This is a genomic window from Burkholderia singularis (assembly GCF_001718875.1).
Taxonomy (GTDB): Bacteria; Pseudomonadota; Gammaproteobacteria; order Burkholderiales; family Burkholderiaceae; genus Burkholderia; species Burkholderia singularis.
The window spans coordinates 3,138,822-3,164,314 of sequence record NZ_CP013448.1 but is presented as its reverse complement, the minus strand read 5'-3'; the positions used below and the strand labels follow the sequence as shown (position 1 = coordinate 3,164,314).

Here is a 25,493-nt window from a genome sequence, read left to right as displayed (position 1 = left end):
GGCGGCTTGATGGCAGCGTTTGCCGGAAAGGGCGGCGTGCGCGGCGCCGGCATGCGCGCGGGACGCGCGGCGGCGATCTGGGCGGCGCTCGCGGCCGCCGCCGGCGCGGTGTTCGTCGCGTCGCTGACGCTCGGCAGCGTGCCGATGACGCCCGCCGATGCGCTCGCGGCCCTCGCGCATCGCACGGGCGAGGCACCGCTCGCGGCCGACATCGTCCGCACGCTGAGGCTGCCGCGCGCACTTGCGGGCTTCGGCTGCGGCGCGCTGCTTGCGCTCGCGGGCGCGCTGCTGCAAGTGCTGTTGCGCAATCCGCTCGCCGAGCCGTATGTGCTCGGCGTGTCGGGCGGCGCGGCGGCGTTCGCGCTCGTCGCGATGATCGCGGGCGGCGCGTGGTGGCTCGTCGATGCGGCGTCGTTCGCGGGCGCGCTGGTGTCGATCGTGTTCGTGCTCGGGCTCGCGCGCCGGGAGCTGTGGCGCGGCGAGCCGCGCGATGCATCGCCGCGCCTGCTGCTCACGGGCGTCGTGATTTCCGCCGGATGGTTCGCGCTCATCACGCTGTTGCTGTCGATCGCGCCGCAGGAGCGGCTGCGCGGCATCCTGTTCTGGCTGTCGGGCGATCTGGGCGGCGCGGCGTCGCCGGGGTTCGCGCTCGCCGCGCTCGCGGTGGCCGCGCTTGCCGCGCTGCCGGCCGCGCCGCAACTGAACGTGCTGTTGCGCGGCGACGCGGCCGCCGCCGCGCTCGGCGTGCCGGTCGCGCGGCTGCGGCTGCGGGTTTATCTGATCGCTTCGCTCGCGGCCGCCGCGGCCGTCACGACGGCGGGCACGATCGGCTTTGTCGGCTTGGTCGTGCCGCATGCGTTGCGGCTTGCGTTCGGCAACGATCAACGGATGCTGTTGCCCGCAGCGATGCTCGCGGGCGGCGCGGGCGTGATGGCCGCCGATCTGCTCGCGCGCACGGCGATTGCGCCCGCGCAGTTGCCGGTCGGCGTGATGACCGCGCTGATCGGCGTGCCGCTGTTCCTGTGGATGCTGTTGCGCAGGGCGGGGCGATGACGAGCGCTCGGATCGACGCACGGCGGGCGCATGCTGCGCGCTATGGCGTGCAACGCCTCGTGCTGAAAGCGGGGGCGCGCACGCTGCTCGACGATTTCACGCATACGTTCCGTCCGGGCGAGCTTTGGTGTATCGCCGGGCCGAACGGCGCGGGCAAGACCACGCTGATGACGACGCTCGCGGGGCTCGCGGCGCCCGCGTCGGGCATTGTCGATGCCGACGGTGTGCCGCTTGCGCAATGGCGGCCGCAGGCGCTCGCGCAGCGGCGCGCGTGGATGGCGCAGACGCTGCACGACGCCTTCAGCGCCAGCGTGTTCGATACCGTGCTGCTTGGCCGCTTCCCGTATCTGACTGGATGGGGATGGGAGCGCGCGGACGATCGCGAGGCGGCATGGGCGGCGCTCGAGCGGCTCGGACTTGCCGCGTTCGCGGCGCGCGACGTGCTGTCGCTGTCGGGCGGCGAGCGGCAGCGCGTCGCGCTGGCCGCCGCGCTGTGCCAGGATGCGCCGCTGCTGTTGCTCGACGAGCCGCTCGCGCATCTGGACTTGCATCATCAGATCGATTGCCTCGCCGCGCTCGCCGATTGGCTGCGCGCCGGCGGGCGCACGGTCATCTTCTCGTGCCACGATCTGAACCTCGCGCGCCGCTTTGCCACTCACGCGCTGCTGCTCGACGGCTGCGGCCACGCGCACGCGGGCCCGGCGCGCGACGTGCTGACGCCCGCGCTCGCGAGCCGCGCATTCGGCTATCCGCTCGTGCTGATCGAGCGCGACGGCCACGAGGCGCTGGTGCCCGCATGGCCCGATGCGCGCCACGGCGGGAGCCGCGCGCGTTGATTTCGATCCTCGGCCGGCGTTGCGTTGCGCGCCGCATTCCACCTTTGAGACTCGACAGAGTAAACCGATGAGTTCCTATTGCGTGCCGTATGTCGCCCCGCTCGACGATGCCGAACTGCGCGCGACGCTCGCGCGCGTCATCGACCAGAAAACCAAGCCGCCCGGCAGTCTTGGCCGGCTCGAGGCGCTCGCGTTGCAACTCGGCCTCGTTCAGCGCACCGTCGCGCCGCGCATCGTGCGCCCGGCGATGATCGTGTTCGCGGCCGATCACGGCATCGCCGCCGAAGGCGTGAGCCCGTATCCGCAGGCGGTGACCGTGCAGATGGTCGCGAATTTCGTCGCGGGCGGCGCGGCGATCAACGCGTTTTCGGGCGTCGCGGGGTGTGTGCTGGAGATCGTCGACGCAGGCGTCGCGTCGCCGTTGGACGACGCGCTGCCGCTCGTGCGCGCGGCGATCGCGCGCGGCACGCGCAACTTCGCGCGCGAGCGCGCGATGACGCGCGACGAGGTCTGCGCGGCGCTCGAGGCGGGCGCCGCGCGCGTCGCGCATCATGCGGCGCTCGGCACCAATGTGATCGGTTTTGGCGAGATGGGGATCGCGAACACGTCGGCGGCCGCGTGCCTGATGAGCCGCATGCTGAACGTGCCGCTCGATGCGTGCGTCGGCCGCGGCACGGGGCTCGACGACGCCGGGCTCGCGCACAAGCGCGCGGTGCTCGAACGCGCGCTCGCGCGGCATCCGCACGCGCGTGAGCCGCTCGACGTGCTCGCGACGTTCGGCGGCTTCGAAATCGCGATGATGACCGGCGCATTCGTCGAGGCCGCGCGTGCGCGCATGACGATCCTCGTCGACGGTTTCATCGCCACGTCCGCGCTGCTGATCGCCGATGCGCTCGCGCCCGCGGTGCGCGAATACTGCGTGTTCTCGCATGTATCGAACGAAGCGGGGCATCGGCGGATGCTCGAGCATTTCGGCGCGCATGCGTTGCTGTCGCTCGATCTGCGCGTCGGCGAAGGCACGGGCGCCGCGCTCGCGCTGCCGCTGGTGCGCGCGGCGGCCGCGTTCGTCAACGAGATGGCGAGCTTCGAGGCGGCCGGCGTCGCGAACCGCGATGCGTGACGCGCGATGAATCCGCTTGCCGAATTTCGCTACTTCGCCGTCGCGCTCGGGTATTTCACGCGCATGCCGGTGCCGCGTTCGATCAGCGGCGCGAGCGTCGAGCTTGCGCACGCGGCGCGCTATTTTCCGCTCGTCGGCGTGTGCGTGGGCGCGCTCGCGGCGCTCGTGCATCTGGCCGCGTCGCGCGTGTGGCCGCCGGGCATCGCGGCGCTGCTGTCGATCGCGGCGACGCTTGCGGCAACGGGCGCGCTGCACGAGGACGGGCTGGCCGATAGTTGCGACGCGTTCGGCGGCGGCTACACGCGCGACGACGTATTGCGGATCATGCGCGATTCGCGGATCGGCACGTTCGGCGCGGCGGCGCTCGTCGTCGCGCTCGCGTTGAAGTGGCAGGCGCTCGCCGCGATGCCGCCCGCGCGCGCGGCCTGGACGATGATCGCCGCGCACGCGGGCAGCCGCGCGCTCGCCGCGAGCCTGCTCGTGACGCTCGACTACGTGCGCGCCGAAGGCCGTGCGCGGCCCGTCGCGCAGCGCATGCGCGCGCGCGCGTTCGCATTCGCGGCGGCGTGCGGCCTGCCGTGGCTGTTTTGGCCGGATTGGCGCGCGGGCGCACTGGCGCTTGCCGTGATGCTCGTGCTGCGTGCGGGCATCGCGCGTTATTTGGTCAAGCGCATCGGCGGCTATACCGGCGATTGTCTCGGCTTCGCGCAGCAGGTGTTCGAGCTGGCGATCTATCTGACGGTGCTCGGATGGATCTCGTTCTGATCCGCCATCCGGCCGTCGCCGTCGAACCGCACGTTTGCTACGGCGGCAGCGACGTGCCGCTGGCGGCCGATGCAGCGTCGGGCGCGGCCGATATCCTGCGGCGGCTGCGCTTGCTCGGCGCGGGCAGCGCACGCACGGTCTGGACGAGCCCGCTCATGCGATGCGCGGATGTCGCGCACGCGCTTGCGCGCGACGTGCGCGCGCCGATCGAAGTCGACCCGCGCTTGCGCGAAATCGACTTCGGCGCATGGGAAATGCAGAGCTGGGACGCGATCGGGCGCGACGCGATCGATCGCTGGAGCGCCGATCCGATGGGCGCGCGCGAGCATGGCGGCGAAAGCGCCGCGCAGTTCGCCGCGCGCGTGCGGCCGATGCTGGCGGCGCTGTCGGCAGTTTCGGCGTTTGCTTCGCAGACGCCGACGAACTGGGCGGTGACGCACGCGGGGGTGATACGCGTGCTCGCGGCGCTGGCGCTGGATGTGCCGCTCGATACGCTGCTCGCGCGGCCGATCGCGATGGGCGGCATCGTGTGGCTGCGCCGCGATGAAGGCGGCGAGGGCGCATGCGGCTGGCGGCTCGCGCATTGGGACGTATGATGCGAAACCGAAGCGCCCGGGCGGCTAATTCCTGCTGTCGTCCCAGTCATGCAGCGATGGCGGAATTTTCTTGTTGAATTGCTCGCAGACGTTGTTACTCATTAGAAACGCCATCCACGAGATCGCGAACACGGCGAAGAACAGCCAATAAAGCAGGCTGTGCGTGATGAGCGGCGCTGATCCGGCGATCGGGATGAATTGTCCGGCGATCCCGGCAGCGCACGACAGGCCGCTGAGCCTGCGCATCAGGATCGCGCGCGATCGCTGTTTGCCGATTCGCGTTGGGTCGGCGAGATCGATTGCCCACACCGGGCCCGCGTATTCCAAGCCGGCCGAGCCCAGCACCGGGCCGGAAATCCGCGCGGACGGGTCGTGTCCGCTCGCGAATCCGAGCGTGGCGACAAAGCCGTGCCCAGGGTCGAGCCGGTCGAACGTGATGATTTTCTTGCTCTTGTCGCGGTTGAAAAGCCGCTCGTCGATCAGTTTCACGCCTATTGCGTGGGTACTCTCGATGAGCGTGACGCGCGTGATCGCGGTCGGCGGAATCAATTGCAGCGTGAGCGGTTTTTTCTTGACGAGGTCGTCGCGGAGAATCGGTTCGCAGCCGCTGTTCCAGAAGAATATTTTGATCTGATCGAGCGGCGCGCCGCGCTCCGGCTTGCGTGCGACGCGCCGCCATGCCGAGCGCAGCCATGCGTGGCCGTTGGCTTTTTGCGGCGGGATGTTCGGTTTCCAGACGCTGTATCTGACGCGCTTCAAGCTGCCGCCGTTTTTCCGGTTCGACAGGAAGTGTCTGGACTCCACCAAAATGAACGAGAACGCGGCCGATGCGATATTCAGCAGAAGTTTGCTTTCGAAATCGGTCATTGTTTTGCTAGGTTGTCCGTTGGATGCCGGTGCGCCATTGCCGGGGGCGCCGCAGCGGCAGGCATCCGGGGAAATTGACGGGCTCGGCGCTGCTTTTGCGCCGGCGCGATGCCATGTGCGTCACGGCTTCGGCCGTCGCGAGCGCGCGATATCGAGATCCCGGCACAGCCGTTCGGCGCCTTGCGCGAGACGCGGAGTGGGCCGCGTCAGCAGATCGCCGTCGATCGCGAACAGATTGCCCCGCGCGACCGCGGTGAGCGCGGGCCATGTGCGCCAGCGGGCGAAATCGGGCAGCGCGTCGCGCGTCGAGGTCGCGCCGGGCGCGGTCGTCAAGATCGCTTCGGGGTTGGCCGCGAGCACCGCTTCGTCGGTGACGGCGGGCGCGATCGGCTGTAGTTGCGCGAATACGTTGCGCCCGCCGCACAGCGCGATCACGTCGCTGGCGATGTGCGCGCCGCTCAACGTCATCAGCGGCCGATCCCAGATCTGGAAGAACACGGCAACGGGCGGCTTGTCCGCGTAGCGCGCACGTAGCTGGCCGATCTGCCGCCGATAGTCGGCGGCGGCGGCCGACGCCGTGTCGCGCGTATCGAGGAGCGTGCCGAGTTTTTCGAGCGACGTCGCGACATCGTCGAGATGATGCGGCTCGCTGAAGAAGAGCGGAATGCCGAGCGCGCGCAGCCGCTCGGTCTCGCGTTCGGCGTTGCCGTGCCGCCAAACGACGACCAGATCGGGCTTGAGCGCCGCGATGCGTTCGAGGTCGAGCGCTTGATTCGAGCCGACGCGCGGCAGCGTTTTCGCGGCGGGCGGATAGTCGCTGTACGACACCGTGCCGACGAGCGCCGCGCCGCCGCCGGCTGCGTAGATCAGCTCGGTCACGTGCGGCGCGAGGCTCACGACGCGCCGCGCGGGCGCGGCGAGCGTGACGGCGCGGCCGGCGTCGTCCGTGACGGTGATGCTCGCGTGCGCGGCGTTGAATGCACCGGCACAAGCGCAAGCGGCGGCGAGCCGGGTGAGGGCGGTGCGCATTCGAGCGAGCCTCGTTGGCAAGAGCGCGCCGCCTGGCATTTGCGCGTACCTTGAAATCGGCAACGCGCCGGTTTGTATCCGTGTGCGCTTCATAATCGGATGAGCCCCGGCGAGCACGCGGCGAGCGCATCTTCGAGCCGCCGCCATTCGTCTTCTTGCGCGGGCAAGCCGATTCGCACGCTCGGCGAGTGCGCGAACAAGCGCGTCCAGATCCCGCGCGCGGCGAGCGCTTCGTGCAGCGCGCGGGCGCGCGGATCGTCGGTCCAACTGAACAGCGGCGTCGCGCGGACCGCGAAACCATGCGCGCGCAGCAGCGACGCGAGCCGTGCGCCATCAGCCGCGAGCCGTTCACGCGCCGCATGCTGCCACGCGTGGTCGGAGAATGCCGCGAGCACGGCGTGGCGGGCGGGGCCGCTGACCGTCCACGCGCCGAGCGCGTCGCGCAACCGGTGCAGCAGTGCGGGCGCGGCAAGCACGAAGCCCGCGCGCACTCCCGCGAGTCCGAAGAACTTGCCGACCGAGCGCAGCACGACGAGGCCGTGTGTATCGGTGTCGGCGGCAAGCGACGCGGGCGTGCCGGCATCGGCGTCCGCGAATGCTTCGTCGACGATCAGCGCGCCGCCGCGCGCGGCGAGTTGCGCGTGCCAGCGCAGCAGCCGCGCGCGTTCGATGCGCTCGGCGCTCGGATTGTTCGGATTCGCGACGATCGCATACGTGAGCGATTCGGGCAGCGCGTCGCTGCGGCAATCGAGCGGCGCGAGCGCGTGGCCGTGACGCTCGAATGCCGGCGCGTATTCGCTGTATGTGAGCGGCGCGACGCCCGCGACACCGCGCGCGAACAGCGCGGGCAGCGCGCGGATCGCGGCCTGACTGCCGGCGACGGGCAGCACGTGCGCGGCGCTCGGCGCGCCATAGTAGCGCGCGGCGTGCCCGGCAAGCACGCCGTCGTCCTCGGGCAGCCGGCGCCATGCGTCGGCGGGCACGGGCGGCACGGGATAGCCGAGCGGATTGATGCCGGTCGACAAGTCGAGCCACGCGTCGCGCGCGATGCCGTAGCGCTGCGCGGCCTCGTGCAGATTGCCGCCGTGAACGATCGCGGGCCGGGCGTCAGACATGGCCGAACGTGTTCGACAGCGCCGCGCCGATAATCAGCAACGCGAGCCAAAGCGCCATCGTGCGCGCGACGAGCGACAGCGCGGCGGCAACGTGCGCGGGCGCGGCGGGCGCGCCCGCGCCGAGCAGCGGGCGGGTTTCGAGCTGGCCGTGATAGACGGCGGGCCCGCCGATCACGACGTTCAGGCTGCCGGCGCCGGCAGCCATCACGGGGCCGGCGTTCGGGCTGTCCCAGAGCCGCGCTTGGCGGCGCCAGCAGCGCCACGCGTTCGCGGTGTCGCCGAGCAGCGCGTAGCTCGCCGCGGTCAGGCGCGCGGGCAGCCAGTTGAGCGCGTCGTCGATGCGCGCCGCGGCCCAGCCGAAACGGGCGAAGCGCGGCGTCCGGTAGCCCCACATCGCATCGAGCGTGTTCGCGAGCCGGAAGAGGAGCGCGCCGGGGCCGCCCGCGACGGCGAACCAGAACAGCGCGCCGAAGATCGCGTCGTTGCCGTTCTCCAGCGCCGATTCGACCGCCGCGCGCGACAGCGCCGCTTCGTCGGCGGCGCTGGTATCGCGCGATACGATGCGCGCGGTCAACGCTCGCGCGGCGGCGAGGTCGCGCCGCGCGAGCGCGGCGGCGATCGGCGCGACGTGCTCGGCAAGGCTGCGCGCGCCGAGCGCGAACCACAGCAGCGCGACATGCAGCGCGGCGGCAAGCGGCCACGGCAGGATCGCGATGAGCGCGGCGGCGAGCGCGACGGGCGGCGCGACGGCCGCGAGCCACGCGGCGGCGCCGGCGAGCCGGCCGCACCGCCCGGTGTTCAGTAGGCGTTCGATGCGCACGGCGAGTCGGCCGAAGCCGACGAGCGGATGCGCGGAGCGCGGCTCGCCGACGAGCCGGTCGACGATGCAGCCGGCCAGCGCGAGTAGCGCGACGGCTATGGGCGACAACATCAGCATTGCGCACCGCCCGCCGGTTTGACGCGAACCGGCAGCCCGGCGACGAGCAGCGTCACGCGCGTCGCGAGCGCGGCGATGCGCTGGTTGACGCGGCCGAGCGTATCGACGAAGCGCCGCGTTTGCGCGCCGAGCGGCACGACGCCCAGACCGATTTCGTTGCTGACGACGATCACCTGCGCGCGCGTCGCGCGCAGCGCCGTTTCGAGTTCGGCGATGCGTGCGTCGGCGAGCGCGTCGTCGACGCCCGGGCCGTCGGCGGGGCACAGCAAATTCGTGAGCCAAAGCGTCAGGCAATCGACGAGCACGCACGCATCCGGCGCGTCGAGCCGCGCGATCGCCAACGCGAGTTCGACAGGCGCTTCGACGAGCGCCCAGTCGGCCGGCCGGCGCGCGCGATGATGCGCGACGCGCGCGGCGAACTCGTCGTCGCCGATGCGGGCGGTCGCGATATAGGTGACGGGCCGGCCGCTTTCGGCGGCGAGCCGTTCGGCATGCGCGCTCTTGCCCGAGCGCGCGCCGCCGAGAACGAAGGTGAGGTCGCGCGGAGTCATCGCGTGATTGTAGCGGGCCGCGCGATAATGCGGCTTGCGTGATGTGGCGTGCACGAAGGCGGACGGGTTCGAGGGCGCTTTGCGCGACGCACCGAAGGGGTGTTTCGCGTGCGGTTGCAGTGCGTGTTTTGATCGAGGCGGGGGCAGACGTCATCGTCGAGCGATGTTGTGACGCAGGCGTCGATCGTTTCGATTCGCGCTTGGTTGGCGCTTGGTTTATGTTCGAACCGTGCTCGAAGTCGTGCTTAACCTGGGCCCTATCCGCGCTCAACCGGTGGGCGGATCGCGCCTGGGGCACACTTGGGCCGCTTGGGGCCGCACGCGAGTTGCTCCCGGACCGCCACCGGATCACGCTCGGACCGCACGCAATCCGCGCCCGGGTGCCGCGCATCGAACCGGCATGCCGCTCGGCGGTTCCACGCTCGCGGCCCGGTTCACCGCGCCGTTTTACCGACCCGTTTCGCAACCCGTTTCGCAACCCGTTTCGCAACCCGTTTCGCAACCCGTTTCACCAACCGATTTTGCCGATTCCCATTTCGTCCGCACCGATACGATGACTGCTCACGCTTTTGCTTCGCTTCCACGCCCGCGCGGCACGCTGATGATCCAAGGTACGACGTCCGACGCGGGCAAGAGCACGCTGGTCGCGGGCCTGTGCCGGCTCGCGCGCCGCGCGGGCGTGCGCGTCGCGCCGTTCAAGCCGCAAAATATGGCGCTCAACAGCGCGGTCACCGCCGACGGCGGCGAGATCGGCCGCGCGCAGGCATTGCAGGCGCTCGCGGCCGGCATCGACGCGCATACCGACCTGAACCCGGTGCTGCTCAAGCCCACCGGCGATCGCGGCGCGCAGGTCATCATCCACGGCAAGGCGCGCATGAATCTCGACGCGCGCGCGTATCACGGCTACAAGCCCGTCGCGATGCAAGCCGTGCTCGAATCGTACCGCCGGTTGCAACGCGGTTATGACGCGTTGATCGTCGAGGGCGCGGGCAGTCCCGCCGAAATCAATCTGCGCGAGGGCGACATCGCGAACATGGGGTTTGCCGAAGCCGTCGACTGTCCGGTCGTGCTGGTCGCGGACATCGATCGCGGCGGCGTGTTCGCGCATCTCGTCGGCACGCTCGCGTGCTTGTCGGCGAGCGAGCGTGCGCGCGTGCGCGGCTTCGTGATCAACCGGTTTCGCGGCGATCCCGCGCTGCTCGAACCGGGGCTGCGCTGGCTCGAGCAGCACACGGGCAAGCCCGTGTTCGGCGTGCTGCCGTATCTGCACGGGCTCATGCTCGACGCGGAGGACATGCTGCCGAAGGCCGCGCGCTCGGCCGCGGCGGGCGGCGACGCCGGCGTGCTGCGCGTCGTCGTGCCCGCGCTGCCGCGAATCAGCAACCATACCGATTTCGATCCGCTGCGCGCGCATCCGCGCATCGACTTCACGTATTGGAAGAGCGGCCCGGTGCCGGCCGCCGACCTGCTGATCCTGCCCGGCTCGAAGCACGTGCTCGCCGATCTCGCGTGGCTGCGCGAGGGGGGGTGGGAGGCCGTCGTCAAGCGCCATCTGCGCTACGGCGGCAAGCTGATCGGCATCTGCGGCGGCATGCAGATGCTCGGCGCGACGCTCGACGATCCGCACGGCGTCGAGGGCGCGGCGGGTGCGGCAAGCGCGGGCTTCGGCTTGCTCGATTACGCGACGACGCTCACGCGCGAGAAAACGCTCGTCAACGTGACGGGGCGGCTTGCGGGTCGGCTTGCATCAGGCGGCGCGCCCGCGCGCGTCGCGGGCTACGAGATCCACATGGGGCAGACCCGCGGGCCGGCGCTCGCGTCGCCCGCGCTCATGCTTGCCGGGCCCGACGGCGAGCGACCGGACGGCGCGGTGTCGGCGGACGGACAGATTCTCGCGACCTACGTGCACGGCCTTTTCGACACGCCCGACGCGTGCGCGGCGCTGACCGAATGGGCGGGGCTGGATGGCGCGGAGCCGGTCGATTATCCGGCGCTGCGCGAGGCATCGCTGGAGCGGCTGGCGGATACGCTCGCCGAGCATTTGGATATCGAGCGGGTGTTCGGCGCGTTTGCGTGAGGGCGGGGTGCGGCGAGCTGATGGGGCGCAGCGCAGGTTCGGACGGCGCCCCGGATGGGCGATCTTCGGGTGGCGCTCCCGAATCCCGGAGCGTCGACGACTGTGAGTTCAAGGCCTGCGATTTGAGCCGCCCGTGTGCATTGTCAGACATGGCCTGATGGTTGGGCGGTTAGTGCCATCGAGGCGGCGAGCGGGCATGGCGTCGCAACGCCAGCAATTTCGATGCGCTCTTGGCCTGAGTGACGCAATGGCCGTTGCGAGATGTTGGCGATAGCGGCCGTATCGACAGTCGCCGGTATTGGCTCGGCAGCGTTGAGCCGAGTTCCGACGCTGACGGCGACGGCCCGGCCGAACGAATGCGTCAGCGGCGACCGAGCGTATTGACGAGTGCCACACCGGCAATCGCGAGCGCGCCTCCCGCGAGCGTGAGCCAACCCGGTGTTTCGCCTGTCAGCGCGACGGCCAGCCCGGTCGCGACCGGTGGTACCAAATAGAGAAAGTTCGCCGCACGACTCGCGCCGAAGTGCGCTTGCGCGCTGCCCCAGGTCGCATAGCCGATTGCAGCCGGAAAGATGCCGAGATAGACCACGGCCAGCGTGACGCTTGCCGGCGCGGCTGCTGCTTGACGCAGTGCTGTGGGCAGCCATGGCGCGAGACAGACCGCGCCGAAGCATACGACGAGCGCCGCGCAGACCGGCCCGCCGTACGCAACGACGGCTGGACGCTGCAAGATGAAGAATGCCGCTTGACAGGCGGCCGCAGCCAGCACGAGCGTCGCACCGTTGCCGAAGCGAAGCCCGCCGGGCTGCCCGGACGCGATCACCGCAATGCCGGCAAAGCTGATCGCGGTGCCGGCCCATGCCCAGAACCGGAAACGCTCGCCGAGAAACAGAATCGCGAGCAACGCGGTAATGACGGGAACCGTGTTGACGATGAAGCTCGCTGCTCCTGCCGATACGGTTTGCTGGCCAATGTTGAGCAGCATGTTGTAGGCGGCGACGCCGAACGCTGCGCAGGCGACGAGCCGCGGAATGTGCCGGCTGCTTGGCAGATGCGGCCTGCGCCACGCGATCCAAGCAAGCATCAGCACGGCGGCGATGCTGAAGCGCAATGCGGCGAGCGGAATCGGCTCGAATCCGCGCAGACCGATCCGGATGAACGGAAATGCGCTGGCCCAGAGGAGGACGGTGATGAGGGCGGCTGCGGTGCCGGAAATCGAGGAGGAGATCGCGATGGAAGGCTGATTCGAATTCATCGGTGATAGTCGACGCAGGTCGTACAGTGTTCGGCCATGCGTAAATTGCGGCGGACACCGTTCGCGCGCGAGCGAGTGTCCGCCAGAACCGCACGGGTAACGAGCGCGATTTCAGCGTTCGAGCAAAATACCCAGCATCCGCCGCAGCGGTTCGGCGGCGCCCCACAAAAGCTGATCTCCGACGGTAAACACGCTGTACAGATTGTCCGCGAGCCCGAGCTTGCGCAGACGCCCGACGCCGACCTTCAACGTGCCGCTCACGGCCGCGGGCGACAACCGCTGCAACGTATCCGTCCTGAGATTCGGCACGTACTCGACCCATTCGTGCGCGTTTTGGATGATCGACTCGAGCCGATGAACGGGCAGATCCTCCTTCAGCTTCAGCGTGACGGCAGCCGCATGGCTTTGCAGCACGGGCACGCGGATGCACAGGCCGTCGACGCCGATCGTGCCAGGCGGCAGGCCAAGGATCTTGTTGGTTTCGACTTCGCCCTTCCACTCCTCGCGGCTGATGCCGTTGCCGAGATCCGCGTCGATCCACGGAATCAGGCTGCCCGCCAGCGCGACGCCGCCGAACGCATCGCGCGGCAACGCGGGATCGGCAAGCGCGTCGCGCGCCTGCGCGACGAGGTCGATGACCGGCGTGCCCGGATCGTCGAGCGCGTTTCGCACCTTGTCCGACAGATGCGCCATCTGCGACAGCAATTCGCGCACGTTCGCGGCGCCCGCGCCGGACGCGGCCTGATAGGTCATCGTGCTGAGCCAGTCGACGAGGCCCTCTCTGAACAGACCGGCCAAGCCGAGCAGCGTCAGCGTGATCGAGCAATTGCCGCCGATGAAGTTCTTGATGCCGGAATCGAGCCCCGCGTGGATCTGCTCGTGATTGAGCGGGTCGAGCACGATGATCGAATCGGCGTCCATCCGCTTCGCCGATGCGGCGTCGATCCAGTAGCCGCTCCAGCCGCCGCCGCGCAGATCGTTGTAGACCGCCTTCGTATAATCGCCGCCTTGGCAACTGACGATGACGTCCATGTCGGCGAGTTGCGGAATCGACGTGGCATCGAGCAACGTGCGCCGGGCGCCGAGCGCGTCGACATGCTCGGCGCCGGCCGACGACGTGCTGAAGTAATAAGGCGAAATGCGCTTGAAATCTCCTTCGTCGAGCATCCGCTTGACGAGCACCGAGCCCACCATGCCGCGCCAGCCGATCAAGCCCACTTTTTTCATTTGTTGCTCCTACAGGTAAAGGTTATAGGGCCCGGGTGGGCAATTCGTCGGTTTCGCCGCTGCGCGCCTGGTTTCGGCGCCGCCATCGCCGCGTTGACGCTCTTGTGTTGGCCCGGGGTTGAATCGGTGCGCTATCCGCGTTGATGCGTTTGCCCGGGAGCCGTGCTTCGCTTTGCGCGGGCCATGCATCGAAGTGGATTTTCAAGTGATGCGATTCGGCGAGAATACTTTGTCGCCAATTGATCGTCTATCGGTTGTTCCCGCGATGAAGGGAACCCTACGCGTCGCGTAATGCGGAGCGAGTAAATGATCGCAAGCGGTCAGCCGATCGGCAAGCTGGGGGGACGACGTGCGACATGACGATCAGATCTGGAAAATCCGCCGATTTTTAAGTGAATTCGTGCATTCATGACGATGATGAATAGAGTGGAATGTGGGCTGACTTTCGACATGATTTTTCCGAACTTAAATAATGAAGAAAATTGCGGATTGCGCATCACGTTGCTCCGGTATATAAAGCAAAAAAATGGCGCGCCCGTTGTGGGCGCGCCCTGGGCATGGCGCACCTTCCCAAAAAACGGCGCTTCTCCTTGGGCCGCAAGGAGGTGGCGAGAGAGGCAGGGCCCGCCACAGTAGACGCCGCAAACCGATATCGTCATCGCCTCTCTAAGGCTCGCTTGCGTTTTATAGATCGCCCGTGCCGGAGGCGTTTGACGCAGAGGGGCTGAAGCTGAGGCCCGGCATTCGAATTCTTCGCTTTAAGTCGGGTTTTCCACTCGCAGAAAATGGTTTGATGCATCTTGGCACGGAAGCGTTGCCGATTAACTTTGAATGCCGTATCGACAAACCGAGGCGCGAGGTCCATGCGGATGCCGGGAACGGCCCGATGCGTTGCGCATGAAAAGCCGTGCGCTTATTTTCGTGAGGGCGAGTCGTGCACAGTGAGACTATTTGCATTAGAAGATCTGTTATTTCACGGCATCGTTGTGAATTCGAGCAATGTGCCGACGGTTTTTCCCAAGGCGCCGGAAACCCGTGACTCATGCTTTGATCCACTATTTTTGCGCAGCGGCCCACTGTTAAGCTAGCGCATAAATCGCTAGTGAGATATGAACGTGAAACACAGCTCGACTGCGCGGCCACCGCTTGCGAACCTTGAAACCGTCTGCCTGGTCGCCCGGGAAGGATCGCTCAGCGCTGCCGCGAGCGTGAGCGGCATCACGCATGGCGCGGTCAGCCGCCGCATCAGCGCCGTGGAAAACTGGCTCGGCATTCCGCTCTTCGAGCGTCATGGCCGTGGCGTTCGCTTGACTCCCGACGGCCAGCGTTTCGTGGGGCGCATCGAGGAGGCGTTCAGCATCATCGACAACGCAGCGGTCCAATGGCATGCGCATGGCCGCGCTCGTCAGGTGAAGATGAGCGTTCTGCCCGCGTTTGCCGAGCTTTGGCTTTTCGAACGCCTGGGTGCGCTCGAAGCGGGCCCTCCGCCGCTGAGAAGGTAGATAGACGCCGGCGCGACGTCACGCGTCGCGTCGCTTGGCAACGCATCGTGAATGCGATGCGCGCCGTCTGCGATGCCGGTCGAGCGGTATGGCACCGGCGCGCAGATCGAGTGCGAAGGGTGACACGCGATAGTGGTCAGGCCCCATATAGAATGGCGCAGGTGCTCGACGCCGGAACGTTCCGGCGGCCGACCGTTCGTCCGATCAACGCGACGGTCGCTTCGGCGCAACGTCATTTGCCGATATCATCGCTCCCTGTATCCGCTTTTTTTCGCGGCGCGGCGGCGCACGCTCGCCGCCGCGCCGCGCGGCTTCCTCGGGGGAATTCATGACGGTGATCGTGGTGGCGAATCCGAAGGGCGGCGTTGGCAAGAGCACGCTGTCCACCAATCTGGCTGGGTATTTTGCGGCGCAGGGCGCGTGGACCGCGCTGGCCGATCTCGACCGGCAGCAGTCCGCGCATACGTGGCTCGACCTGCGCCCGGCGGCGCTGCCCGTGATCGAGACCTGGGCGCTCGATCCCGATACTCCGTCCAAGCCGCCGCGCGGCCTCGAATACGCGATCGTCGATACGCCGGCCGGCTTGCACGGCAACCGCCTGAACGTCGCGCTCGAGTTTGCCGATAAGGTGATCGTGCCGCTACAGCCGTCGATGTTCGATATTCTTGCGACGCAGCAATTCCTTCAGCGGCTCGCCAGCGAGAAGGCGGTAAAAAAGGGGACGATCGAGGTCGGCGTTGTCGGGATGCGGGTCGATGCGCGCACGCGCTCGGCCGAGCAGCTTCACCGTTTCGTCGAAGGGCTCGATTTGCCCGTGCTCGGCTACCTTCGCGACACGCAGAACTATGTCCAACTTGCCGCACATGGGCTGACGCTTTGGGATGTTGCGAAAAGCCGCGTCGACAAGGATCTCGAACAATGGCTGCCGATTGTCGAGTGGGCGGAGCGGAAAAAGGCGCGATAGCGGCGCATTCGGACGGCGGCATGCCGCCGGGGCAGGATGGGGCGATAGATCTGCGACCTGCCTGCCGAGGCGTTTGATCAGCGCATCATCACAGCGCGATCGCGAATGGCGCTCGCGCAGCGCGGGCGGGCACCGCGAAAAGCGTTTGTCTGCCCGGGAGGTCCGGCGGCGCGTCGCACGTCGCTCGAATGGCGGACCGGGTCACGGCGCGCCGCGCGTCGCGCGTCGTGAGCCGCAAAAAGTGCGGCATCCCGAAGCGCGGGTATCGGCCGGCGCCGCGCCGAGCGCGGCAGCATGGTTACGTCCAGGTCTGCGTCGGCACGTGATCGCGGCTGCCCTTGATCTTGTTATGCTCGTCGACGAACACCAGGTCCGGTTTCCAGCCCGCTTTCAATTCCGCGTCGTCGATCATCGCAAACGCCGCGATGATGACGAGGTCGCCCAGCTGCGCGCGGCGCGCGGCGGAGCCGTTCAGCGAGATCATCCCGCTGCCGCGCTCGCCCTTGATCGCGTAGGTCGAGAAGCGCTCGCCGTTGTTGATGTTCCAGATGTCGATCCGCTCGTTTTCGACGATGTTCGCGGCTTCGAGCAGATCCTCGTCGATCGCGCATGAGCCTTCGTAATGCAGTTCGCAATGCGTGACTGTCGCGCGGTGGATCTTCGATTTCAGCATGTGGCGCTGCATGGTGGCTCCTGGGTGCAACTCGCTCAATATAACGTCGGGTTCGCGCAGACGCGCGTCAGATTTCGAGATTGTCGATGAGGCGCGTCGCGCCGAGCTTGGCCGCCGCAAGCACGACGAGCGGCTCGCCGGCATCGATTTCGGCGTCTGTCGGCGCGACGAGGTTCGCGCGCCGGCGGATCGACACGTAATCGGGCTGCCAGCCGCGCGCGGCAAGCGTATCGTGCGCGTCGCGCTCGAGCGCCGCGAGATCGCGCGTGCCGCCGAGCACCGCTTCGCGCACGCGCGCGAGCGTCTTTTGCAACTCAGGCGCTTGCGCGCGCTCGGCGGGGCTCAGATAGCGGTTGCGCGACGACAGGGCGAGGCCATCGGCATCGCGCACGGTTTCGGCCGCGATGATCTCGACGGGCAGCGCAAGCTGCTGGCACATGCGGCGCACGATCATGAGCTGCTGATAATCCTTTTTGCCGAATACCGCGACGCGCGGTTGCACGCACGCCATCAGCTTCGTGACGACCGTGCACACGCCGGTGAAGAAACCGGGGCGGAATTCGCCCTCGAGGATGTCGCCGAGATCATGCGGCGGCTGCACCCGGTATTCCTGCGGTTCGGGATACATGTCGCGCTCGGTTGGCGCGAACAGCACGTAGACGTTTTCCTTTTGCAGTTTCTCGATGTCGTCCTGCAGCGTGCGCGGATATTTGTCGAAATCCTCGTTCGGGCCGAATTGCAGGCGGTTCACGAAGATGCTCGCGACGACGGGGTCGCCGTGCTGGCGCGCGAGCCGCATCAACGACAGATGGCCTTCATGCAGGTTGCCCATCGTCGGCACGAAGGCCGTGCGGTTCTGGCCGCGCAACTGGTCGCGCAATTCCTGGATCGAGCTGATGACTTTCATGAGTTCGCGGTTCCTCGCGCGGTCGGTGCGTGCGCCGCGTGGGAGCGGCAAGGCAGGGTAAACGTCGCGCGACGCCGGCGGGGCGTCGGGCGTGGGCGATTGTAGAGGATTTGCTGTTTTAACGCATCGATAAAAGCACGATCGTTCATTTTAATCGGACGGATGAGCGCGACAACGTCGATCAGCGAATGGAAAATGGGGCTGAATCGAAACGGCGCCGACCATTTGTCTGGCTGGGCGCTTAGCCGGATGGTCCGCGGCGGTGGAGACGGCAGGCGCGGGCAGGCCGGCGGCGGAGGATGTGCGTCGAAGTCGAACCGCCAAGCGGACGGCGGCGGCCACGTCAGACGAAAGCGCCGAACGGCAGCGGCTACGGTTACGGCAAACCGCAATAGCGAGCGGAAAACGGCAAAAGGGCGGCGGACCCACACACGGATGGCCGCGACGATACATTCGGCGGACAACCGCGTCATGCCAAATGATGGCGGCCGGCATTGCGCGGCGATCGTAGGCGGCACGCGGCGTGCCATGCGCCACGTGCCGCACGCACACGCCGCGCCTGAACCTCGAACTCCACTCAGGCGGGCAGATACGCGAGCCGCACGTAGATCGGCGCGAACGGCTCGGCTTGCGTGATTTCGACGAGCGATTCGCGCGCGAGTTCGAGCATCGCGATGAAGTTGACGACGACGACGGGCACGCCGCGCGACGTATCGAACAGATCGGCGAATTCCATGAAGCGCGCGTTCTGCAGCTTGCGCAGGATCAGGCTCATATGCTCGCGCACCGACAGCTCCTCGCGCGAAATTTTATGGTGCTGAACGAGCTTCGCGCGTTTGAGCACATCGGCCCATGCGACGCGCAGGTCGTCGGCGTTCACGTCGGGAAAGCGCGGCGTGATGCTCTGCTCGATGTACACCTCGGCGCGCAGGAAATCGCGGCCGAGCTGCGGGAGCTGGTCGAGACGTTGCGCGGCGAGCTTCATCTGCTCGTATTCGAGCAGGCGCCGCACGAGTTCGGCACGCGGGTCCTCCGCTTCCTCGCCGGTGTCCGCCTTCTTCACCGGCAGCAGCATGCGCGACTTGATCTCGATCAGCATCGCCGCCATCAGCAGATATTCGGCCGCGAGTTCGAGATTCGATTCGCGGATCTGGTCGACATAGCCGAGATATTGCGCGGTGACTTCCGCCATCGGGATGTCGAGCACGTTGAAATTCTGCTTGCGGATCAGGTACAGCAGCAGGTCGAGCGGGCCTTCGAACGTCTCGAGAAAGACTTCGAGCGCGTCGGGCGGAATGTACAGATCCTGCGGCAGCTTGAAGAGCGGCTCGCCGTACAGGCGCGCGAACGCCGCGACGCCGTCGACCGTGTCCGGCGTCGAATCGGTGCCCGCGGGCGCGGCGAGCGCGTCTTCGGGCGGCGCGCCCGCGGCGCCCGCGCTGGCCTCGTCGGCGGCGCTCACGGCGTCAGAAGTTTTGATAGTAGACGTAAGGGGTCTGTTGCACGCGCGATTGCTGCTGCTCGGCGCGCTCGTCGAGATCGATCGGCTGCTTGTCCCACAGGAGCGCGCGCCCCTTGCGCTGCTCTTCTTCGAGCGTCGGCTTTTGCTGCTTCAACTGATTCAGGAATTGCGTGATGTCGGACTGGTACGGCATGGCTGGCTTTCCGTTCAAGGCAGGCGTTCAAGGCAGGCGTTCAAGGCAGGCGTTCAAGGCGGGCAGGCGCCCGCGAATACGATCGGTCGAATTCTACCGCAACGTGGGGAACGGTCGGCGGCAAAACAGCGTCGAAAGCGCGGCCGCCGCATTTCGCGATGCGGTGCAACGCGGCCTGTCATACGGTTCGCGGGCGCTGCAGTGTGGTCAAATGGCGGTGGTCCGAAGAAACATTCTTGTCACGGAGGTCATGTTTGGCTGGGCGGGTATCACGGCAGCAAGCGCTCGCGCGCGCCGCACGCGGCGTGCCGGGGTGGGATTTCGCGGAGCCCGCCGGCGGCGGCCTCGCGCTTCGTTTCGCGCCGCGTCCGCTTGCGCGGCTCGGTTTGCGGGTGTTTTTCGCCGGCTGCGCGAGCGTGTCTTTCGCCATGCCGGCTTGCGCGAAATACACAGTCGAAATCGATGCGCCGCGCTCGGTCAAAAGTTTGCTCAAGCAGCATCTCGACCTCGCCCGTTTCGCGAAACGCGACGACCTGAGCGAGGATCAGTTCGAATTCCTCGTGACGGCCGCGCCGCAGCAAGTGCGCGATCTCACGGCGACGGCCGGCTATTTTTCGCCTGTGGTGCGTACCGACGTGCGCACCACGGACGGCAAGCGCAAGGTGACGGTGGCGGTCGATCCGGGGCCGCAGACGAGCGTGTCGGCGGTCGATCTGACATTTGCCGGGCCCGTCGAACAAGAAGACCCGAAGCAGGAGGCGGCGGCGCGCGGGGCGTTTTCGCTGAAACCGGGCGACGCGTTCACGCAATCCGGCTGGGACGACGCGAAGCAGGCAGCGCTCACGCAGTTGCAGTCGCGCCGTTATCTCGGCGCGAAGATCGCGTCGTCCGAAGCACGGATCGATCCGCGCACGCGCAGCGCGAAGCTCGCGGTGACATTCGACAGCGGCCCGACGTTTACGCTTGGCGAGCTGGACGTGTCCGGTGTGCGCCGCTATCCGGAGAAGATCGTGCGCAACGTGAATCCGCTCGCGGCCGGCGAGATTTACGATGCGAGGCGCATCGCCGAGTTGCAGCGGCAGGTGCAGAACACGCCGTATTACGCGAGCGTGGCGATCGACGTGTCGAGCGACGTGGAGCATCCGCAGCATTCGCCGGTCCACGTGAAGGTCAGCGAATATCCGTACAACAACGTGCGCGGCGGGATTGGCTACGCGACCGACACGGGCCCGCATGTTCAAGGCTCGTACACGTACCTGAACACGTTCGGCGCCGCGTGGCCGCTGTCGTTTTCGGGGCGGGTCGACCAGATCCAGCAGTACGGGCAGATCCAGCTGTCGATGCCGCCGGGCGCGCGCGGGTGGACGAACAGCGCGCTCGCGTCGTACACGAACACCAACGTGTCGGACACGCGGATCTACAGCGCGCGGGCGGGCCTGCAACGCACCCGCAACGGCCAGTTCATCGATTATTCGTATTCGCTGATGTTCTACCAGGACCGGCTCGACCGCAACGGCGCCAGCCCGACCACGAGCCGCGCGCTCGTGCCGCAGTGGGCATGGACGCGGCGCAACGTCGACGATCCGCTGTTTCCGCGCTCGGGCAACCTGTTGCACGCGGAGGCGGGCTTCGCGGTGAAGGGCGTGCTCACCGACCAGACGTTCATCCGCGGCTACGCGCGCGGCCAGCAATACGTGCCGATCGGCAAGCGCGACCTGTTCGTGTTCCGCGCGGAGCTGGGCGGCGTGTTTACGAGCGGCAGCTCGTCCGGCGTGCCGGCGTCGCTGCTGTTTCGCGCGGGCGGCTCGAACTCGGTGCGCGGCTATGGCTATCAGAGCATCGGCAACACCGTCAACGGCTCGACGCTGCCGACCAAATATCTGATGACGGGCACGGCCGAATATCAGCACTGGTTCAACCGCGACTGGGGCGCCGCGACGTTCTTCGACATCGGCACAGCCACCGACGCATGGGGTGAGAAGGTGTTCTATCCGGGCGCGGGCGTCGGCGTGCGCTGGCGCAGCCCGGTCGGCCCAGTCAATTTCGATCTCGCATATGGACTGAAAAACAAGAGCGTGCGTCCGTATTTGACGCTTGGCATCGCATTCTGATTTTTTGATTTCGCATGACGAAGGACGTGTCCGAACCGACCCCCGACCACGCGCCGAGCGGCGCTCCAGCCGGCTCGACGCCCGACGCGCAAACGCCCGACGGCGGCGGCCCGCGCGCGCCGCGGCCGAAGCGCTCGCGCGCGCGCCGCGCGTGCGCCGCGCTCGGCTGGACGGCACTCGTCGCGCTTGCGCTCGTCGTCGCGGCGGCGGGGGCGCTCGTTGCCGCCGCGACGACGCAGCGCGGCACGCAGCTTGCGTGGCACGCGGCCGTGAAGCTGCTCGGCGGGCGCCTGTCGGGCACGCTCGACGGCGGCGCGCTTGCCACCGGCGTGAGGCTGTCGCATTTCGCGTGGACGAGTCCGGACGGCTCGGGCACCGAAGTGCGGATCGACCGGATCGCGGGCCGCTGGGCGCTCACGCGCGCACCGTTGCGGCTCGCGATCGCGTCGCTGCGCGCGGGCACGATCGACGTGCGGATCGCGCCGTCGCCGCCGTCGCCCGCCTCCACGCCGCGCGATCTGCGCCTGCCGCTGCAACTCGCGATCGACGATCTGCGCTTCGACAAGCTGTTGATCCACGATGCCGGCTCGACGACCGAACTGAATCGGCTGATCCTGCGCGGCAGGAGCGACGGCCGCATCCACGACGCGACGCTCGAGCGCCTCGATACGCCGTTCGGCGCGCTGAGCGCGCGGGCCCGGCTCGACGGCGTGCGGCCGTTTCCGATCGACGGCGACGCAACTTACGCCGGCAAGCTCGCGGGCGAACCGGTGGATGCGCGCGCACGCGTGTCGGGCTCGCTCGAGGCGCTCGTCGCCGAGCTTGACGCATCGGGCATGAAGCTCGCGGGGCGCGCGCATGTCGAAGCCGCGCCGTTCGCCGACGTGCCGCTCAAGCGCGTGAGCGCCGCGTTCGATCACGTGAATCCGCGCGCGCTGTCGCCGGGCGCGCCCGTTGCCGATCTCGCGGTGCGGGCCCAGCTCGAGCCCGCGACGCCCGATCCGAAGGCGCCGAACGCGTTTGTCGTCGCCGGGCCGGTGTCGGTCGTCAATGCGAAGCCCGGCACGCTCGGCGACGGCCTGCTGCCGCTCGTCGACGCGCACGCGAACGTGCGGCTCGACGCGAATGCGCAGCGCATCGACGCGCTTGCCGTGCGCACGATCCGCGACGGCAGCGTGACAGGCGGCGGCGCGCTCGCGCACGGCCGCGGGCGGTTCGATCTGAAGGTCGCGAATCTCGATCTGAACGCGTTCGTCGCCGCGCTCAGGCCGATGCGGCTCGCGGGGCCGGTCGGCGTCGCGCTCGAACCCGGCAAGCAGAACATCGATTTCGATCTCGCCGACGCGAAGCTCGCGCTCGGCGCCAAGGCGAAGGTCGCGCTCGACGCACGGCAGACCACGATTTCCGATGCGCGCGTGACGGCCGGCAAGGGACGCGTCGAACTTGCGGGCGTGCTCAAGCACGATGCGCGCTCCACGTACGATCTGAAGGCGAAGCTCGTCGATTTCGATCCGCTCGCGCTCGCCGCGGCTGGCTCGGCATCGGGAGCCAAGCGTGGCGGCAGCGGCGGCGCGCACGGGTCGAATCCGGCTGCGGGCGCGCCCGCGCGCGAGGCGGGGCGCGGCAGCCGGCCCGTACAGGCCGCGGCCGGCCCGCGCGCGGGCCACGCGCGCGTGAACGGCACGCTTGCCGCGACCGGCGCGTTTGCGCCCGGCTTTTCGACGAAAGCACAGTTCAAGCTCGGCGATAGCGTCTACGACGGCTTGCCGATGACGGGCGAGGGCACGGTGCAGGTGGCGGGCGAGCGCATCCTGCCGAGCAACGCGAATCTGTCGATCGCGGGCAACCAGGTCGATCTGCGCGGCAGCTTCGGCGCGCCGGGCGACCGGCTGCGCTTCGACGTCGACGCGCCGCAGCTCGATCGTCTCGGCTTCGGCCTCGCCGGCCTCGTGCGGGCGCACGGCGATCTCACGGGCTCGTTCGCACACCCGAACGTGAGCGCGGAGTACACGGCAAGCGGCGTCGTGTTCGGCTCGAACCGGATCGGCGCGGCGCAAGGCCGCGCGGACATCCGCGACGGCGCGCAAGGCGCACTCGTGTTGAGCGCCGACGCAAGCGATCTCGCATTCGGCGGCATCGGCCTGAAGACACTGTCCGCGCGCCTCAATGGCACGCGCGCGAAGCACACGTTCGATGCGGCCGCGCTCGGCAATGCGGACGGCCGTGCGATCAACTTCACCGTCGCGGCCAACGGGGGCCTCGTCGATACGCGCGACGGCGTGCGCTGGGACGGCACCGTCACGCGCTTGTCGAACCGCGGCACGCCGTCGGTGTCGCTCGACGCGCCGGTCACGGTGTCGGCGGGCGCGCAGCGCGTGATGCTGTCCGCGGCGAAGCTGTCGATCGAGGGCGCGCTGCTCGATCTGAAGTCGTTCGCGCTCGAGCACGGCCGGCTGCGCACGGCCGGCTCGATCACCAATCTGTCGGTTGCGCGCGCGCTCGAAATCCGCGCGGAGCTGACGGGCCAGCGCTCGCCGTTGCGTACCGATTTGATCCTTGACGGCGATTGGGATATCGCGCTCGCCGACGCCGCATCCGGGCATCTGCAGATCAAGCGCAGGAGCGGCGACGTGACGCTCGAAACCGGCCGGGGGATCGCAGCGCTCGGCATTGCCGATCTATCGGCGCGCGCGGCGTTCGCGCCGGGCAATCGGCTCAACGTGACGGCGCATGCGCAGGCCACCCGGATCGGCACGCTCGATGCGAACGCCGCGGTGCCTTTCGCGCTGCGCGACGGCGTGTTCGGCATCGCGCAGGATGCGCCGCTCGCGGGCCGCATCGATGCCGATATTCCCGCACTCAAGGTCACGGGCGGCCTGTTCGGGCCGAGCTATCTGCTCGACGGGCGCGCGTCGCTCAGGCTCCTGCTTGCCGGCACGCCGGCCAAGCCGAATCTGTCGGGCATGCTCACGGGCGACAATCTGTCGGCCACGCTCGTCGATCAGGGCGTGCAGTTGAAGGACGGGATCGTGCGCGTGAAGCTGACCGAGAATCTCGTCGAGTTCCAGCAGGTGGAGTTTCATGGCGGCAACGGCACGCTGCGCGCGCTCGGCCGCGTGCGGCTCGACGGCAGCGAACCCGATCTGACGGCGAGCATCGTCGCCGACAAGCTTGAGCTGTTCGCGGCGCCGGACCGCAAGCTGTCGCTGTCGGGCAATGCGACCGTCGGGAACGACGCGCCGCGCGGCGGCATCGCGATCAACGGCAAGTTCGCCGTCGATCATGCGCTGTTCGACTTGCCGGAGGCCGCCGCGCCCCATCTGTCCGACGACGTGGTGATCGTGCGGCCGGGCAGCATCGAGCGCGGCGACGTGAAGTCCGGCACCGCGGCGGCGAAGTCCGTAGCGGCGTCCGACAAGCGCGCGCCGTCGCTCGCGCCGCGCGCGAACATCGACATTTCGCTCGGCGACGATTTCCGCTTCAAGGGGCACGGCGCGGACTTGAGGCTGCGCGGCACGGTCACGGTGATGAGCGCGCCCGGCGCGCCGCTGCGCGCGGTCGGCAACGTGCGCGTGACTGAGGGCTCGACCTATACGTCGTTCGGCCGCAAGCTCGCGATCGAGAACGGCTTTTTCACGTTCAACGGGCCGGTGTCGAACCCGGGCATCAACATTCTCGCGATGCGCCGCAATCAGGAGGTCGAGGCGGGCGTGCAGGTGACGGGCACGGTGCAGTCGCCGAGCGTGAAACTCGTGTCGGAGCCGAACGTGACGGACAACGAGAAGTTGTCATGGTTGTTGTTCGGCCACGGCACCGATCAGGGCAACAACCTCGGCCAGCAAAACGCGATGACGACGGCGCTCGCGCTGCTCGGCAGCGCGACCGGCAAGCGCGTCGCGCAGAGCGTCGGGCTCGACGAAATCTCGATCGGGCGCAGCGACGTCGGTCTGACCGATCCTCAAGTGGTGCAGATCTCGAAGGCGATCAACGAACGCTTCGTGCTCGGTTACGAGCAGGGGCTCCAGTCGGCGAGCAATGCGTTCAAGGTGACGATCAACCTGACGCGTTTCTGGGCGGTGTCCGCTTACGGCGGCACGTTCCAGGGCGTCGATCTGAACTACACGCGGCGTTTCGATCGATGGTGGTGATGGCGCGCTTAGGTAATCGAGCCGCGTCGATCCATGACGAAGACGCAACGTTGCGCGCCGACGCGTAAGAGAAAAGCGCGAAGGGCCGCGCAAACGCGGCCCTTC

Annotated in this window: 21 protein-coding genes and 1 pseudogene; 10 read left to right on the top strand and 12 right to left on the bottom strand. The window is 68.1% G+C overall.

Annotated features, from left to right (window positions below):
• Window positions 1-51: 51 nt before the first annotated feature.
• The 5 genes from AQ611_RS13975 (at window position 52) to cobC (ending at window position 4,370) form a co-directional block, all read left to right on the top strand.
• On the top strand, window positions 52-1,053 hold the full coding sequence (locus tag AQ611_RS13975; protein WP_059520594.1) for a FecCD family ABC transporter permease: 1,002 nt from the start codon (window positions 52-54) through the stop codon (window positions 1,051-1,053).
• Complete coding sequence (locus tag AQ611_RS13970; RefSeq protein WP_059520406.1) at window positions 1,050-1,889, top strand: ABC transporter ATP-binding protein; 840 nt, start codon at window positions 1,050-1,052, stop codon at window positions 1,887-1,889. Before AQ611_RS13975 ends, AQ611_RS13970 begins: the two co-directional genes overlap by 4 nt.
• Before the next feature lie 67 nt (window positions 1,890-1,956).
• On the top strand, window positions 1,957-3,009 hold the full coding sequence (cobT, locus tag AQ611_RS13965; protein ID WP_069234860.1) for a nicotinate-nucleotide--dimethylbenzimidazole phosphoribosyltransferase: 1,053 nt from the start codon (window positions 1,957-1,959) through the stop codon (window positions 3,007-3,009).
• A 6-nt stretch (window positions 3,010-3,015) separates the two neighbouring features.
• Entirely contained in the window at window positions 3,016-3,774 is a 759-nt protein-coding gene (locus AQ611_RS13960; RefSeq protein WP_069234859.1) for an adenosylcobinamide-GDP ribazoletransferase, read from the top strand.
• Window positions 3,759-4,370 (top strand): alpha-ribazole phosphatase, encoded by a 612-nt coding sequence (cobC, locus tag AQ611_RS13955; RefSeq protein WP_069234858.1) that lies wholly within the window; start codon window positions 3,759-3,761, stop codon window positions 4,368-4,370. Before AQ611_RS13960 ends, cobC begins: the two co-directional genes overlap by 16 nt.
• 24 nt (window positions 4,371-4,394) lie before the next feature.
• Here cobC and AQ611_RS26160 read toward each other — a convergent pair whose 3' ends face one another.
• The 5 genes from AQ611_RS26160 to cobU form a co-directional block, all read right to left on the bottom strand.
• A complete protein-coding gene (locus AQ611_RS26160) occupies window positions 4,395-5,237 on the bottom strand; it encodes a hypothetical protein (RefSeq protein WP_069234857.1) in 843 nt (280 codons plus the stop codon).
• Window positions 5,238-5,357: 120 nt separating this feature from the next.
• Window positions 5,358-6,266: a cobalamin-binding protein gene (locus tag AQ611_RS13945; RefSeq protein WP_069234856.1), complete on the bottom strand. Its 909-nt coding sequence runs from the start codon at window positions 6,264-6,266 to the stop codon at window positions 5,358-5,360.
• Between the two features lie 89 nt (window positions 6,267-6,355).
• A complete protein-coding gene (gene cobD / locus AQ611_RS13940; RefSeq protein WP_069234855.1) occupies window positions 6,356-7,381 on the bottom strand; it encodes a threonine-phosphate decarboxylase CobD in 1,026 nt (341 codons plus the stop codon).
• Window positions 7,374-8,318, bottom strand: a complete 945-nt coding sequence (gene cbiB, locus AQ611_RS13935; RefSeq protein WP_069234854.1) for an adenosylcobinamide-phosphate synthase CbiB — start codon at window positions 8,316-8,318, stop codon at window positions 7,374-7,376. The genes cobD and cbiB overlap by 8 nt, the downstream gene beginning before the upstream one ends.
• Window positions 8,312-8,869, bottom strand: coding sequence for a bifunctional adenosylcobinamide kinase/adenosylcobinamide-phosphate guanylyltransferase (cobU, locus tag AQ611_RS13930; RefSeq protein ID WP_069234853.1), 558 nt, complete (start codon window positions 8,867-8,869; stop codon window positions 8,312-8,314). The genes cbiB and cobU overlap by 7 nt, the downstream gene beginning before the upstream one ends.
• Window positions 8,870-9,422: 553 nt before the next feature.
• On the opposite strand from cobU, the gene AQ611_RS13925 reads away from it, so the two are divergent.
• Window positions 9,423-10,946 carry a cobyric acid synthase gene (locus AQ611_RS13925; RefSeq protein WP_069235312.1) on the top strand — a complete coding sequence of 508 codons (1,524 nt, stop codon included), beginning with the start codon at window positions 9,423-9,425 and terminating at the stop codon, window positions 10,944-10,946.
• Window positions 10,947-11,307: 361 nt separating this feature from the next.
• Here AQ611_RS13925 and AQ611_RS13920 read toward each other — a convergent pair whose 3' ends face one another.
• The 3 genes from AQ611_RS13920 to AQ611_RS25590 form a co-directional block, all read right to left on the bottom strand.
• On the bottom strand, window positions 11,308-12,201 hold the full coding sequence (locus AQ611_RS13920) for a DMT family transporter (RefSeq protein ID WP_069234852.1): 894 nt from the start codon (window positions 12,199-12,201) through the stop codon (window positions 11,308-11,310).
• A 111-nt stretch (window positions 12,202-12,312) separates the two neighbouring features.
• Complete coding sequence (asd, locus tag AQ611_RS13915) at window positions 12,313-13,428, bottom strand: aspartate-semialdehyde dehydrogenase (protein WP_069234851.1); 1,116 nt, start codon at window positions 13,426-13,428, stop codon at window positions 12,313-12,315.
• A 320-nt stretch (window positions 13,429-13,748) separates the two neighbouring features.
• Window positions 13,749-14,087, bottom strand: a complete 339-nt coding sequence (locus AQ611_RS25590) for a hypothetical protein (protein WP_146011760.1) — start codon at window positions 14,085-14,087, stop codon at window positions 13,749-13,751.
• A gap of 450 nt (window positions 14,088-14,537) precedes the next feature.
• On the opposite strand from AQ611_RS25590, the pseudogene AQ611_RS13910 reads away from it, so the two are divergent.
• Together AQ611_RS13910 and AQ611_RS13905 are read left to right on the top strand one after the other, a co-directional pair.
• Window positions 14,538-14,924 (top strand): annotated as a pseudogene (locus AQ611_RS13910) (LysR family transcriptional regulator); the annotation flags it as partial.
• 334 nt (window positions 14,925-15,258) lie between these two features.
• On the top strand, window positions 15,259-15,894 hold the full coding sequence (locus AQ611_RS13905; protein WP_069234850.1) for a ParA family protein: 636 nt from the start codon (window positions 15,259-15,261) through the stop codon (window positions 15,892-15,894).
• 298 nt (window positions 15,895-16,192) lie between these two features.
• Here AQ611_RS13905 and panD read toward each other — a convergent pair whose 3' ends face one another.
• From panD to AQ611_RS13885, 4 genes are all read right to left on the bottom strand, one after another.
• Complete coding sequence (panD, locus tag AQ611_RS13900; protein WP_069234849.1) at window positions 16,193-16,579, bottom strand: aspartate 1-decarboxylase; 387 nt, start codon at window positions 16,577-16,579, stop codon at window positions 16,193-16,195.
• A gap of 55 nt (window positions 16,580-16,634) precedes the next feature.
• On the bottom strand, window positions 16,635-17,474 hold the full coding sequence (gene panC, locus AQ611_RS13895; RefSeq protein WP_069235311.1) for a pantoate--beta-alanine ligase: 840 nt from the start codon (window positions 17,472-17,474) through the stop codon (window positions 16,635-16,637).
• Window positions 17,475-18,051: 577 nt separating this feature from the next.
• Window positions 18,052-18,936, bottom strand: a complete 885-nt coding sequence (locus AQ611_RS13890) for a segregation and condensation protein A (protein ID WP_069234848.1) — start codon at window positions 18,934-18,936, stop codon at window positions 18,052-18,054.
• Window positions 18,937-18,940: 4 nt separating this feature from the next.
• On the bottom strand, window positions 18,941-19,129 hold the full coding sequence (locus AQ611_RS13885; RefSeq protein ID WP_059520589.1) for a DUF3460 family protein: 189 nt from the start codon (window positions 19,127-19,129) through the stop codon (window positions 18,941-18,943).
• A 254-nt stretch (window positions 19,130-19,383) separates the two neighbouring features.
• Between AQ611_RS13885 and AQ611_RS13880 the strand changes: the two genes are divergently transcribed.
• Window positions 19,384-21,240: an autotransporter assembly complex protein TamA gene (locus AQ611_RS13880; protein ID WP_083237325.1), complete on the top strand. Its 1,857-nt coding sequence runs from the start codon at window positions 19,384-19,386 to the stop codon at window positions 21,238-21,240.
• 14 nt (window positions 21,241-21,254) lie between these two features.
• A complete protein-coding gene (locus AQ611_RS13875) occupies window positions 21,255-25,388 on the top strand; it encodes a translocation/assembly module TamB domain-containing protein (protein ID WP_069234847.1) in 4,134 nt (1,377 codons plus the stop codon).
• Window positions 25,389-25,493: the final 105 nt, after the last annotated feature.